The sequence below is a fragment of the Burkholderia pyrrocinia genome (assembly GCF_022809715.1).
Classification (GTDB): Bacteria; Pseudomonadota; Gammaproteobacteria; order Burkholderiales; family Burkholderiaceae; genus Burkholderia; species Burkholderia pyrrocinia_C.
Genome location: NZ_CP094461.1, coordinates 708,945 through 722,521 on the forward strand (window position 1 = coordinate 708,945; position 13,577 = coordinate 722,521).

A 13,577-nucleotide genomic window follows, 5' to 3' on the forward strand; every position below is an offset into this window, starting at 1 on the left:
GCATGCGCGCCGGACGCGATCGCGACGCACGTGTCGAGCGTGCGGCAACGCACATTGCAAATCCGCCGCGCCGCGATTTACAAACCACGGATCGACCGTTCAGCGCAGCGCCCGTCGTCAATAGCATCGTGATCCTCGCAGACGTAGTCATAAAAACAGAGGATGGTCATGATCAAAAAATCGGTAGTCCTGGGTTTGGTTTCGATCGGTTCGGCCGGCGCGCATGCGCAGAGTTCGGTCACGTTGTACGGCGTCGTCGATGCCGGTATCGCCTATACGAACAACCAGGGCGGCGCGAGCAACATCCAGCAGACGAGCGGCAAGCTGAGCGGCAGCCGCTGGGGCCTGAAAGGCGCGGAGGATCTCGGCAGCGGCCTGCAGGCGGTCTTCACGCTCGAAAGCGGATTCCGGCCGAGCGACGGCGGGCTCGGCCGGGGCGGCCGCCTGTTCGGCCGCTCCGCGTACGTGGGCCTCGCGAAGAAGGGGCTCGGCACGCTGACGTTCGGCCGCCAGTACGAGCCGATCACCGATCTCGTCGCGCAGTACTCGGGGTCCGGCTTCTGGTCGCCGGCCACGCACGTCGGCGACAACGACAACCTGAACCAGAGCTTCCGGCTGAACAACGCGGTGAAGTTCCGCAGCGACACGGTCGCCGGCTTCACGGCCGACCTGCTCTATGCGTTCAGCAACCAGGCGAACGGCGGCGCGGGCACCGGTTTCTCGAACAACAACGCGTGGGGCGTGTCGGCGAACTACGTGAACGGCCCGCTGTCGGTCGGCGGCGGCTACGTGCGGCTCAATCATCCGAACGCGACGTCGAATACCAGCGGCGCGGTGGGCGGCGCGACCTCGACCACCGGCAACGACTACAGCGGCGCGTTCTTCTACGGGCTGAACGGCGGCGTGCTCAAGCAGCAGATCGGCGCCGTGGGCGCGAACTACGCGCTCGGCCGCGCGACGCTCGGCTTCGCATGGAGCCACACGCAGCTCGACTATGTCGACGGCTCGTCGCGCAAGTTCAACAACTACGACGTGAACGCGCGTTATCAGATCACGCCGGCGGCCACGCTGATCGGCGTCTATACGTTCACCGACGGACGCGCGAGCAGCCTGCCGGGCACCGGCGGCCAGACGTTGAAGCCGCGCTGGCACCAGTTCACGCTCGGGTTCGACTATGCGTTGTCGAAGCGCACCGATCTCTACCTGTCCGGCATCTACCAGCTCGCGGCCGGCGATCCGAGCACGGCAACGTCGGGCGGCTATCGCAAGGTCGCGGCGATCTCGAACATCGGCAGCGCGTCGTCGACGAACCGCCAGGTCGCGATCGTCAGCGGGCTGCGCGTGAAGTTCTGACGGCACGCGCAGCGGGCGCCGCGCAACAAGCACGATAAGCAAAGCGGGAATCGTTGTTTGCCGCGTCGCGCCCGGTTGCCGAGAATGTCCGTTTCCCCGCGTGCGGCCGCCGCACGCGATACGCGTTCGACCATGACCGATTCCCGTTTTCCTTCCCGCCCGCCGCGCACCGGCCGGCGCGCGGCGCTGCGCCAGCTCGCGGGCGGTTGGGCCGCCGCGCTGCTGCCTGCCGGCGGCGCGCTCGCGAGCCAGCCGCTCGCTCCGCTCTCCCCGCTGGACGTGCCGCCGTGGACGCGTTCGCCGGGCGCGCCGCTGCTGTCGCCGCCGTACGGCGTGCCGGGCCCGCACGAACGCGACGTGATCCGCCGCAGCGCCCGCACGCCTGCGCTGCCCGGCTCCGGCTCGTCGATGACGCCGCTCGCGGACCTGTTCGGCGACCTCACGCCAAACGGCCTCGTGTACGAGCGTCATCACGCCGGGGTGCCGGACATCGATGCGCAGCGCCATCGCGTCGTCGTGCACGGCCTCGTGCGCGAGCCGCGCGTGTTCACGATCGACGACCTGCTGCGCTTCCCGTCCGAATCGCGGATCCACTTCCTCGAATGCTCGGGCAACACCGGCAGCGAATGGAACGGCCCGAGCGGGCTGCCCGTCCAGTTCACGCACGGGCTGCTGTCATGCTGCGAATGGACGGGCGTCCGGCTGTCGACGCTGCTCGACGAAACCGGCGTCGATCCATCCGCGCGCTGGCTGCTCGCCGAAGGCGCCGATGGCGCCGCGATGACGCGCAGCCTGCCGCTCGACCGGATCCTCGAGCGCGCGCTCGTCGTCTATGCGCAGAACGGCGAACGGCTGCGCCCCGAGAACGGCTACCCGGTGCGGCTGATCGTGCCGGGCTTCGAAGGCAACACGAACATCAAGTGGCTGCGGCGGCTGAAGCTGGTTCGCGCGCCGGAGATGACGCGCGAGGAAACGTCGAAATACACGAACCTGCTGCCCGATGGCTGCGCGCGCCAGTTCGTGTTCGAGATGGACGCGAAGTCGGTGATCACGCGGCCGTCGGCCGGCCATCGTCTCGCTGCGCACGGCTATCACCCGATCGGCGGCTATGCGTGGTCGGGCCGCGGCCGGATTCGCGCGGTCGACGTATCGACCGACGGCGGCCGCACGTGGCGACCCGCGCGGCTCGCGGGCGACGTGCGCGATCGCGCATTGACGCGCTTCGAGGCCGACTGGGTCTGGAACGGCGAACCGGCAGACCTGCAAAGCCGCGCGACCGACGACACGGGCTACGTGCAGCCGACCCGCGATGCGCTCGTCGCCGCGCGCGGGCTCAATTCGCAGTACCACTACAACGGCATCCAGAACTGGCGCGTCGGCACGGACGGCGAGGTGCGCAATGCGTAAGCTGCTCGCCTTTCTCGTCGCCACATCCACGGTCGTATCAAGCGCGTTCGGCGCAGGCTTCGGCCTCGGGCAGCCTGTTGATCGCGCGGCGCTCGCCGCGTGGGACATCGACGTCGCACCCGACGGCAGCGGCCTGCCGCCCGGCGCGGGCACGGTCGCGCGCGGCGGCCATGTGTTCGCGGACAAATGTGCGATGTGCCACGGCGCCGGCGGCGAAGGTGGCGTCGGCGATCCGCTCGTCGGCGGCATCGGCTCGCTCGCGGGTGCAAAACCGAAAAAAACCGTCGGCAGCTATTGGCCCTACGCGACGACGCTGTTCGACTACATCCGCCGTGCGATGCCGTACAACGCGCCGCAATCGCTGAGCGCGGACGACGTCTACGCGGTCACCGCATACGTGCTGCACCTGAACGGCATCGTGCCCGATGACGCGCGGCTCGACGCACGCACGCTGCCGCGCGTGAAGATGCCGAACCGCGACGGTTTCGTGCCCGATCCGAGGCCGGGCCGGTTATGACGCGGCGCGATCCGCTCGCCATGCAATCCGCAATCGTTCCCGCGCGAACCGCCGCAGCGCGTGCGCCTCGTCTTCGTTCGGCTTCAGCGTGCACACTCCTCGCAAGGAACCCGTCATGAGCGAAACCACCCTCGCCGCCCCCGTCGCATCGTCGCCGTTCGTCGACGTTCGCTCGCCGGCGGATTTCCCCGACAGCCCGGTGTCGCGCGTGCTCGCGCAACCGCTGATGCTCGGGCTGTTCCTGCCGATCCAGGCCGGCGGATGGAGCGCATCGACGCTGCCGCGCTCGACCGACTGGACCTTCGACTACAACGCCGACCTGGTCGCGCGCGCCGAAGCGCTCGGCTTCGATCTCGTGTTCGCGCTGTCGCAGTGGCTGCCGAAAGGCGGCTACGGCGGCGTGTTCGACGGCCAGGCACTCGACTCGTTCATGACGCTGGCCGCGCTGACCGCGCGCACCGAGCGGATCATCCTCGTCGCGACGAGCCATGTGCTCTACGGGCCGTGGCATCCGCTGCATTTCGCGAAATTCACCGCGACGCTCGATCACATCTCGCGCGGGCGCTGGGGCATCAACGTCGTGACCGGCCATCGCGCGATCGAGCACGAGATGTTCGGCTGGAACCGGATCGAGCACGACCGGCGCTACGAGATGGCCGCCGAATTCGTCGACGCGGTCCAGCAGTTGTGGGCGCAACCAGACAATTTCAGCTACGCGCCCGCACTGTCGAGCTGGCGCCTGGGCGGCGCATTCGTGACACCGAAGCCGCGCTACGGCCGCCCGCTGCTGATCAACGCGACCGGCTCCGACGCGGGCATCGATTTCGCGGCGCGCTATTCGGACATCGTATTCGTCACGAGCCCGGCCGGCCCCGACGTCGATCGCGCGCTCGACGCGCTGCCCGCGCATACCGCACGCGTGAAGGCGGCCGCCGCAGCACGCGGCCGGACGATCCGCACGCTGCTCAATCCGCTCGTGATCTGCCGCGAGACGGCGGCCGAAGCGCGCGCGTACCACGACGCGATCGTCGCGCATGCGGACGAAGGCAGCTTCCATCGCTTCGACAGCGACGCGCATGCGTGGCGCGGCGGCTTCGAACAGCGCTCGCAGGCTGCCGCACGCGCGATCGGCGGCAATATCTCGATCACGGGCTCGCCCGACCAAGTCGCCGACACCATCGTGCGACTGCACCGCGCGGGCATCGACGGGATCCAGTTGAGCTTCTACGACTTCAAGCCCGACCTCGACTTCTTCGGCGAGCGCGTGCTGCCGCTGCTGCGCGACGCCGGGTTGCGGCACTGAAGTCAGGCGGCCGATGCGTCGCGCGCCGCGGCGCACGGGCCGCGGCAACCCGAGGTGGTCGCGCAGCTTGCGGCCCGCATGGTCGCTGCGAAACAACCCGCGGCGGCGCCAGCTCGGGCAGCGTCGGCGCCATCACGTTGTAGCCGTCGGCGCCGTAGCGCACGAACCGCTCCTCGAGCGGGTCGACGATCTGCTCCGCCGTGCCGACGAGTTGCGCATGGCCGCGCGCGGCCGGATCAGAACACGCGCCCTTCGGTCAGGTGCGTCGTCACGCCGTTCAACTCGTAGTCGCCGATCACGCGCGCCTTGTGCAGCAACGGGTTGTGGCTGAAGATCGTGCGCAGGTTGCGCCAGTGCCGGTCGAGGTTGTGTTCGCGCGCCGTCGCCGACGCGCCGCCGACTTCGAACAACCGCTCGGCCGCATGCAACGCGAGCTTGCTGACGATCAACTGCGTGCGCGCGGTCGCGAGCGCGCTGTCGAGCACGAGCGCATGCGCATCGGCGTCGCCGGCCTCGATCGCGTCGGCGGAGCGGTCGAGCGCCCGCGCGTTTTCGCGCACGAGCCCGTCGATCGCGTGACTGTGCGCGGACAGTTCGCCGACGATCTGCTGGATGAAATGATCGTCGCGCGCGGTCGGCGCCGGGCTGTGCAGCGCCGGGCGGCCGTGCGCGAGCACATAGCGGCGCGCATCGGCGACCACGTTGCGCACGATGCCCGCACCCGTCGCAACGAGATGAAGCTGCCGCAGCGCACCGCAATGGCGGCCGACGAGCGACGAACCGTCGCGCGCGGCCACTTCGTCCGCGAACACCTGCACGTCGTCGAGCAGCAGGCTGCCGCTCGCGGTCATGCGCTGCCCCATCCCGTCCCAGTCGTCGAGCACCTGCACGCCGTCGCGCGCGACCGGAATGATCACGGCAAGCGCGTCGCCCTGCTCGTTCTCCACGTTGATGCGCGCAAAATCGGCAAACGCGGTGCCCGTCGAATAGTATTTGCGGCCCGTCACGCGATGATGAGCGCCGTCCCGGCGCAGCACGGTCGTGTTCTCGCCGGGCCGCGACGTGCCGCGCTCGGTCGACGCACCGCCGAAGATCGCGCCGGCCAGCGCACGTTCGAGCTGCACGTCGTTGAACGGCGTGCGCGGCGACAGCCTCAGCGTCTCGGTCATGTCGTAGTGGATGCGCAGCGCGTGCGCGAGATTCGAATCGGCCGCGGCCAGCGTCGCGATCGTGTCGAACAGATCGACCAGCGTGCCGCCGAGGCCGCCGCGCGCCACCGGAATCCGCAGCACGCCCAGCGCCGAGCGCCGGAAGATCGCGAAGCCTTCGAACGGCAGCTCGCGACGCGCCTCGCGTTGCGCGGCATCCTGCCCGATCGCGTTCGCGAGATCGGGCAGCGCGGCGAGCGCGTCGCGCAACGCGTCGCGCGGGTCGACGGCATCACGGGCAGTCATTCGGCGGTTCCTTATGCGAGAAGATCGGGAGCGTCGCTGCGTGGCGTGGTCGAGGCATTCGCGACACGGCGCACGCGCGGCACCGCAAAGTATAGGGACGCACCCGCCGCGCGCGAAAAACCTATTTCAGCTTTTGTTATGCGTGCGCCGGGAATGGCGGCGCACCATCGCATCAGTGCTGAATGCCCCAGCGCCGCACGGTCGCGCGTTCGAGCGTGTCGAACACGAGGTTCTCGACGAGCAGGCCGATCACGATGACGGCCGCGAGACCCGCGAACACGCGGTCGGTATACAGCTCGTTGCGGTTCTGGAAGATGTACCAGCCGAGCCCGCCCTGCCCCGCGCTCGCGCCGAACACGAGCTCGGCCGCGATCAGCGTGCGCCACGCAAACGCCCAGCCGACGCGCAGGCCCGACAGGATCGACGGCAGCGCGGCCGGCACGAGGATCAGCGCGATCTGGCGCAGGCCCGTGAGGCCGTAGTTGCGCCCGGCCATCCTCAGCGTGGCCGGCACACCGGCGAAGCCCGTGTACATGCTGAGCGCGAGCGGCCACAGCACCGCGTGCACGAGCACGAACAGCAGGCTGCCGGTGCCGAGCCCGAACCACAAGAGCGCGATCGGCAGCAACGCGATCGACGGCAGCGGATTGAACATCGACGTGAGCATCGTCAGCAGGTCGCGGCCGATGCGCGTCGAAACCGCGAGCGACGTCAGCGCGAACGCGAAGAACACGCCCAGCGCGTAGCCGCGCAGCAGCACCGACATCGAGATGCCCGTCTTCACGAGCAGTTCGCCCGACTCGATGCCCTGCACGAACGCGGCCAGCGTCGCGCCGAAGGTCGGCACGAGCAGATCGTTCGCGACGATCCGCGCGACGATCTCCCATGCGGCGATCAGCACGAGCGCGATGACGCTGCGGCGGAACCAGCCCGCGCCGGCGATGCGGCGCGACAGCGGGGCCGGCGCCGCGCGTTCGGCGTCGGGCAGCGTGTCGAGCGTGCGTTCGTATTCGGCGCGCACGGGCGGCAGCGGCGGCAGGACCGGATCGATCGTGCTCATGATGCGGCTTCCTCCGTCGTCGGCGCGTTCGTTGCATCGGTATCGAACAGCAGGCGATGGATCCGCGCGACGTTGTCGCGGAAGTCGCCGGTGTCGACGCTGTCGAGCGAATGCTCGTGACTGTTGAGTTCCGCGCGCACGCGGCCCGGATGCGGCGACAGCAGCAGGATCCGGTTGCCGACGACGAGCGCTTCCTCGATCGAATGCGTGACGAACAGCAGCGTGAAGCGAAACTCGTCCCACAGCCGCAGCAGTTCCTGCTGCATCTTGCGGCGCGTGAGCGCGTCGAGCGCGGCGAACGGTTCGTCCATCAGCAGCACGCGCGGCTGCATCGCCAGTGCGCGCGCGATCGCGACGCGCTGCTTCATGCCGCCCGACAGCGTGTGCGGATACGCATCGGCAAATGCGCTCAGCCCGACCTTGTCGAGATAGTGCAGCGCGCGTTCGCGTGCTTCGGCACGCGACAGCTTCGCAGCGGCGCGCAACGGAAACGCGACGTTCTCGACGACCGTCTTCCACGGCGGCAACTGGTCGAACTCCTGGAACACCACGATGCGGTCGGGCCCCGGCCCGCGCACCGGCAGGCCATCGAGCGCGATCGAACCCGACACGGGCTCGATGAAGCCGGCAATCGCCTTCAGCAGCGTCGACTTCCCGCAACCCGACGGGCCGAGCAGCACGAAGCGATCGCTGCCGTACACGTCGAAGCTCACGTCGTGCGTCGCGCGAACGATCCGCACGCCGCTGCGGTATTCGAGATTCACGCGGTCGATGGCGAGCAGGCGTTCGCTGTGCGCGCCGGCCTGCGCGGGCCGGATCGCCGCGCGCGCGTCGGGCGCGGCCTGGGCGGCGGGCGACGCGCCGCCGCGCGCCGCATACGGCGGCAGCCAGGTTCGGGGAGAAGTGGCGTTCACGATCGGATCTCTTGCGGGTAAAGCGTCAACATACGGCCGGGCATCGCGCGGACCAACCAACGATTGCGCATATCGAAACCGTGCCGACGCATAAGCGTCGATCGCGGCGTCGAAGCGGCGGCACCGCTCAACTGCCGCCGGCGGTCGCCGGATCGTCGAAGAAGTAGTCGCGCCACGACTTCGGCTCGTTGCGGATCGCGCCGGTGCGATGCATGAATTGCGCGAGCGGCAGCGTATTCTGCGGCGCGGTCTTGAACTGCACCTGCGGATTGCGCAGGATCTTCAACAGCAGCGCACGATCGATCTTCGATGCGTTCACGCGGATATAGGTATCGGCCGCGCGCTCGGGGTCGGCCGCGATCTGCCGCGCGGCGTCCGCCAGCGCGGCGACGAACGCGCGGTAGGTCTTCGGGTTGTCGTCGCGGAATTTCTCGGTGGCGTACAGCACGGTCGCCGAGCTCGGGCCGCCGAGCACGTCGTACGAATTCAGCACGATATGCGCATTCGGGTTGCCGGCAAGCTCCTGCTCCTGGAACGGCGGATTGCCGAAGTGGCCGGTGATCACGCTGCTGTTCGCGAGGATCGCGGCCGTCGCATCGGGGTGCGGAATCGCCTGCGTGAGCGCGTCGAGCTTGTCGAACTGCTTGTCGCCCCACTGCTTCGCGGCCGCGTACTGCAGCACGCGCGACTGCACCGACACGCCGACCGCCGGCACCGCGATGCGGTCCTTCGCGCCGAGGTCGGCGATCGTCTTCACGTTCGGGTTGCTGCTGACGAGGTAGTACGGGAAATTGCCGAGCGACGCGACACCCTTCACGTTCTGCCGGCCGCGCGTGCGGTCCCACACGGTCAGCAGCGGCCCGACGCCCGCGCCCGCGATATCGACCGCGCCGGACAGCAGCGCGTCGTTCACGGCCGCGCCGCCCGACAGCCGTACCCAGTCGACCTTGATGTCGAGGCCGGCCTTGCGCCCTTCCTTTTCGATCAGTTGCTGGTCGCGCGCGACGTTCAGCATCAGGTAGACGACGCCGAACTGCTCGGCGATGCGGATGCGGCCTTCCGCGTGCGCGGCGTGCGGTGCGAGCGTGCCCGCAAACGCGAGCGCGGCAGTGAGCGTGGCCGCCAGCGCGCGGCGCGCCGGCAAAAACGAAAACGACATCGGAACTCCGGTCAGGATGGGGCGGAAGAATGACGCGGCACGCGGCTCAGAACGGCGCGTCGCCTTCGATCGTCGTGCGGTACAGCTTGCGGCGCAGATGGTCGGGCGTGCCGGCGGCGAGATGCATCAGCGAACGGTTGTCCCAGAACACGAGATCGTGCTCGCGCCAGCGGTGCCGGTACAGGTGTTCGGCGCGCACGCTGTGCGCGAACAGTTCGTCGAGCAGCGCGCGGCTTTCGTCGTCGGGCAGGCCGACGATGCGCGTCGTGAAATGCTCGCTGACGAACAGCGCTTTGCGGCCCGTTTCCGGATGCGTGCGCACGACCGGATGGACGACCGCATCGACCTGCGCGATCTGCTCGGGCGACAGGTTCGGCCGCCACGGGCTGCGCGCCTGCAGTTCCGCATAACGCGCGAGATACGTATGCTCGGCGCGCCGCCCGTCGACCGCGCGGCGCAGGTGGGCCGGCAGCGTGTCCCACGCGAGATGCATGTTCGCGAACAGCGTATCGCCGCCCTCCGCCGGCAATTCCTGCGCGTGCAGCAGCGAACCGAGGCTCGGCTTCTCCTTGTACGACAGGTCGGAATGCCAGAAATGGCCTGCGTCGCCGAGCCCGATCGGCTTGCCGTGCTCGACGATGTTCGACACGATCAGCACCTCCGGGTGGCCGGCAAGCGCGAACTGGTGCAACACGTGGATCTGCAGCGGGCCGAAGCGGCGGCTGAATGCGATGTGCTCGTCCGGCGTGATGCGCTGGTCGCGAAACACCAGCACGTGATGGTCGAGATGCGCGCGATGGATGCGCGCGAAACCTTCGGCGTCGAGCGGCCGCGACAGGTCGAGGCCGACCACTTCGGCGCCGAGCGGCGCGTCGAACGGAACGATGTCGAAGCGTTGCGCCGCACCGCCCGGCCAAGATGCGGGCGGATGCCCGGCGGAAAGCGTTGCAGCGTCGCGGATGGCGGTAGTCGTCACGGCACGGCCCCTGATTCGGTCAAAACGCGAATCTACGAGTGCGTGCCGGACTGCGTCAACGAAGCGATTCGGATACGTTTATCTGCTGCGGTCATAAAGATCGCTGCTCGGGCATACGGGCGGCAACGGGCGGTTGCGCCGCGCACGAAACCGTCCGATCGGGACCTTCAGGATTGCGTCGATGAATCCGGCACGCGCACGACGCCATCCGGATACCCAAGGCCGATCAACCCGTGTTTGTCGCGGATGCTCATCGACGACACGACCTCCACGCTCGCGCGATCGACGCCGTCGCAAACGGCCAGGTTCGTGTTGGTCCGGTAGTAGACGCGATGGTCGTCGACCGCATAGAACCGCGTCAGAAAGCGCAGGCTTTTCGCGTCGATCCCCGGCAACGGCTTGCGATAGCTCTGCCCCCACAGCACGTGGCCGTCATCGTCGACCAGCACGTCGTGAAAGACGGCGCGCGCCGTCTCGACGTCGATGCCCCCCGGCTTGGTCACGATCTTGCCGTCGTAAAGAATCTGCGCGCCGAGCCGTGCATACCGGTAACCGAGGCTGACCACGCGGGCCGGATCGGCGATGCCGCGCTTGCGCACGCCGGCACAGAACAGGTGCTTCGCATCCCGCGCGTACGCGCCGCCGATATGGGTCAGGCTGGCGACGTCCGCGTTGACCACGGTCAGATGCCATTCGCCGCGATCGTAGATATCAGGGCCGAAATAGTAGGCCTGCCGTGCATCGCGATACCAGTCGCCGCCCAGCGATTCCAGCGTCGCGGCATCGCCGTCGGCGATCAGCCCTTCGCCTTCGTCGTCGTAGCCGAACGCGGCGCCGCTCGCGTAGTAGCGCAGCCCCGACGCATCGACGGCAAAGTTGTCGACCAGATGCCGAAAGCTGCCGAGATCGAAATTGTTGAGCGCACGATACCGATGCTCGCTGCCGATGCGGGCCCATACGCGTTCGCCATCGGTATGGAACGGCCCGCCGAGCGGCGCAAGCGGCTCGGTCCGCGTGTCGCGCCGGCGCCGGGCTTCGGCCTCCTGCTGTCGCTGCGCCTCCTCGGCGTCGTAGCTCGCCTGCTGCTCCGGCGTGACCGCCGATGCGTCCAGATGCCGCTGCATGTGGAGCGCATGCAGCGACTGCACGGTCGCGATGCAGGACACCGCATGCGGGATCGAGCGCAGATACAGTGCCCAGTCCTCGTCGTCGCATCGGTAGAACCAGTGCACCGCCTCGCCGTCCCATCCGGCCGGGTCCGTGCGCGCGAGCAGCGCCGCCTTGACGTCCTTGACCTTGCCGGGCACGACGAAAGAGAGGCTGTAGCCGGTCTCGCCGAAGACTTCGAGACTGTCGTCGTCGAACAGGCTTCGCATCAGTTTTTCGAGTTCTTGTACGGTCATGGGTTCATGTCGATCGGGTGACGGGTCACGGAATGGGCCGCTGTGCCGCGGTCATTCTAACGATGTCGACGCGCGCTGCCGACCGCTGCACAGCGGCGTTGACGCACGCCGTACGATCGTCGGACGGACGTGCACGCTCATGTCGGTCCGGACGAGCACAACGTAGCGTCAGCGTCGATGCGCGCCGTCCCGTGCCCGGGTTGCACGCGCGGCCGGCTCCGTCCTGCGCGCCAATCACGTATCCGCTCGGATACGGAAATGCCGTTGCCTGCGATTCGATGCCATCCGGTTCCCGCTCGGGAACGAAACGATCATCCAGTCACCCGTGGAGCACTTTCGTTTCCGAACGGATACGAATCAATGCCCGAACCCGCAAGTTGTGCAATACTGTTCCCGCTCAGATACGAAGCACGGAGAACGTCATGCCGGAGACTCGGTCCGTCAACACGATCGGCGCCCTCGCCAACCTCATTCGCGCCGTGCGGCTCCAGCAGGGGTTCACGCGGGACGAACTCGCGAACGCCACGGGGCTCTCGCCGAAATTCATCAGCCAGGTGGAAGCCGGGAAGCCGACCGCGCAAATCGGCAAGGTGCTGCTGCTGCTCGGCGAACTGGGCGTAAGCCTGTTCGCGCAGTCGTCGATCGAGATTTCGGCGGAAAACGCGCTCAAGGCCGCTCGACGCCGCAGGAGCAGCCATGGCGGCTAGAACGTTGATCGCGTCCGCGAACGGGCTGCGCATGGGCACGCTGACCGACGACAAGGGCATCTGGTCGTTCACGTACGACGCGCAGTGGCTCGCGTCGCCGCACGCGTACCCGCTGTCGCCCGCGTTCGCGCTGCGCGCCGGTACCTTCACCGACAGCTCGACCGATCGCCCGGTCCAGTGGTTCTTCGACAACCTGCTGCCCGAAGAAGGCATGCGGACGTCGCTCGCGCGCGAGGCGAAGGTCGATGCCGCCGACGCGTGGGGCCTGCTCGCCTACTTCGGGCGTGAATCGGCCGGCGCGCTCACGCTGCTGGCCGAAGGCGAGCAGGAAGCGGCCGGCAGCATGCAGCCGCTTGGGCTCGACGAACTCGAGCGCCGCATCCAGGCGATGCCCGAGCACGCGCTGACGGCCACCGCGCCCAAGCGCATGTCCGCGGCCGGCGCGCAGCAGAAGCTGCTGCTGATCCTGCGCGGCGACGCGCCGGACTACGCGCTGTTCGAACCGGTCGGCAGCGAGCCGTCGATGCATCTGCTGAAGCCGGACATGCGCGCCGCCGGCTATCCGCATTCGGCGATCAACGAGTTCTTCTGCATGAAGCTTGCGAAGCGGATGGGCCTCGACGTTCCGGACGTGCATTTTCTTCGCGCACCGTCCGCGTGCTACGTGATCGACCGCTTCGACCGCGACACCGCATCGCAGCCGGCCGGACGCCTGCACACGATCGATGCGATGCAGCTGCTGAACTACGATCGCGGCTTCAAGTACCAGCGTGCGAACGCGGAGGAGCTCGCCCGCGCGATCGGGCAGACCAGCACGCGCGCCCTCGCGCGCCTGTCGGTGTTCCGCTGGACGATCTTCAACGTGGTGGTCGGCAACGGCGACGCGCACCTGAAAAACCTGTCGTTCTTCGTCGACGCGCGCGGCTACCGGCTTGCGCCGTTCTACGACATCGTCAGCACGGTCGTCTATCACACGCCCACGCACCGGCCCGACCATCGCGGCGACCACTGGCCGCACTGCGAACTGACGATGCCGCTCGGCACGGCGACGCGGTTCTCCGATATCGACATGGGCGCGCTGATCGCGTTCGGCAACGCGCTCGGGCTCAAGGAGAAGGCGGCCGAAAGCGAGCTTCGGCGCTTTCTCGAACCGCTCGATCGCAGCGTCGCGCAGACGCTCGACGAAGTGCGCGAGATCGCCCGCCCCGATGCCGGGGAAATCCGCCTGCTTAACTCAATTGCGTCGATGCCGATCGCGGAGATGGGTCGCGCGCTTCGTCAGGCGCGCGGATGAGCGGATGAGCGCGGATATCGATTTCGCAGC

The 13,577-nt window shown here is 68.3% G+C and carries 12 protein-coding genes and 1 pseudogene; 6 read left to right on the forward strand and 7 right to left on the reverse strand.

What is annotated here, in order from left to right; genetic code table 11:
- The first annotated feature begins 168 nt into the window (after nt 1–168).
- From MRS60_RS33255 to MRS60_RS33270, 4 genes are all read left to right on the forward strand, one after another.
- A complete protein-coding gene (locus MRS60_RS33255; protein ID WP_243566943.1) occupies nt 169–1,353 on the forward strand; it encodes a porin in 1,185 nt (394 codons plus the stop codon).
- A gap of 132 nt (nt 1,354–1,485) precedes the next feature.
- Nucleotides 1,486–2,760 (forward strand): sulfite dehydrogenase, encoded by a 1,275-nt coding sequence (gene soxC, locus MRS60_RS33260; RefSeq protein ID WP_105392421.1) that lies wholly within the window; start codon nt 1,486–1,488, stop codon nt 2,758–2,760.
- Nucleotides 2,753–3,277 (forward strand): c-type cytochrome, encoded by a 525-nt coding sequence (locus tag MRS60_RS33265; RefSeq protein ID WP_034184398.1) that lies wholly within the window; start codon nt 2,753–2,755, stop codon nt 3,275–3,277. The genes soxC and MRS60_RS33265 overlap by 8 nt, the downstream gene beginning before the upstream one ends.
- 115 nt (nt 3,278–3,392) lie before the next feature.
- A complete protein-coding gene (locus tag MRS60_RS33270) occupies nt 3,393–4,580 on the forward strand; it encodes an LLM class flavin-dependent oxidoreductase (protein ID WP_175747855.1) in 1,188 nt (395 codons plus the stop codon).
- Nucleotides 4,581–4,601: 21 nt separating this feature from the next.
- Here the strand turns inward: MRS60_RS33270 and MRS60_RS33275 are convergent.
- The 7 genes and pseudogenes from MRS60_RS33275 to MRS60_RS33305 all read right to left on the reverse strand — a co-directional run.
- Nucleotides 4,602–4,809 (reverse strand): annotated as a pseudogene (locus MRS60_RS33275) (nitrilotriacetate monooxygenase); the annotation flags it as partial.
- 7 nt (nt 4,810–4,816) lie between these two features.
- Nucleotides 4,817–6,034, reverse strand: coding sequence for an acyl-CoA dehydrogenase family protein (locus tag MRS60_RS33280; RefSeq protein ID WP_034184400.1), 1,218 nt, complete (start codon nt 6,032–6,034; stop codon nt 4,817–4,819).
- Nucleotides 6,035–6,206: 172 nt separating this feature from the next.
- On the reverse strand, nt 6,207–7,094 hold the full coding sequence (locus MRS60_RS33285; RefSeq protein WP_243566944.1) for an ABC transporter permease: 888 nt from the start codon (nt 7,092–7,094) through the stop codon (nt 6,207–6,209).
- On the reverse strand, nt 7,091–8,068 hold the full coding sequence (locus MRS60_RS33290) for an ABC transporter ATP-binding protein (protein ID WP_243566945.1): 978 nt from the start codon (nt 8,066–8,068) through the stop codon (nt 7,091–7,093). Before MRS60_RS33290 ends, MRS60_RS33285 begins: the two co-directional genes overlap by 4 nt.
- A gap of 67 nt (nt 8,069–8,135) precedes the next feature.
- Nucleotides 8,136–9,167, reverse strand: a complete 1,032-nt coding sequence (locus MRS60_RS33295) for an ABC transporter substrate-binding protein (protein ID WP_131949569.1) — start codon at nt 9,165–9,167, stop codon at nt 8,136–8,138.
- Nucleotides 9,168–9,213: 46 nt separating this feature from the next.
- Nucleotides 9,214–10,143 carry a TauD/TfdA dioxygenase family protein gene (locus MRS60_RS33300; RefSeq protein WP_175747863.1) on the reverse strand — a complete coding sequence of 310 codons (930 nt, stop codon included), beginning with the start codon at nt 10,141–10,143 and terminating at the stop codon, nt 9,214–9,216.
- A 167-nt stretch (nt 10,144–10,310) separates the two neighbouring features.
- Complete coding sequence (locus tag MRS60_RS33305) at nt 10,311–11,546, reverse strand: DKNYY domain-containing protein (protein ID WP_243566946.1); 1,236 nt, start codon at nt 11,544–11,546, stop codon at nt 10,311–10,313.
- 422 nt (nt 11,547–11,968) lie between these two features.
- Between MRS60_RS33305 and MRS60_RS33310 the strand changes: the two genes are divergently transcribed.
- Together MRS60_RS33310 and MRS60_RS33315 are read left to right on the forward strand one after the other, a co-directional pair.
- Nucleotides 11,969–12,253 carry a helix-turn-helix domain-containing protein gene (locus tag MRS60_RS33310; RefSeq protein WP_034184404.1) on the forward strand — a complete coding sequence of 95 codons (285 nt, stop codon included), beginning with the start codon at nt 11,969–11,971 and terminating at the stop codon, nt 12,251–12,253.
- Complete coding sequence (locus MRS60_RS33315; protein ID WP_131949573.1) at nt 12,243–13,547, forward strand: HipA domain-containing protein; 1,305 nt, start codon at nt 12,243–12,245, stop codon at nt 13,545–13,547. The genes MRS60_RS33310 and MRS60_RS33315 overlap by 11 nt, the downstream gene beginning before the upstream one ends.
- Nucleotides 13,548–13,577: the final 30 nt, after the last annotated feature.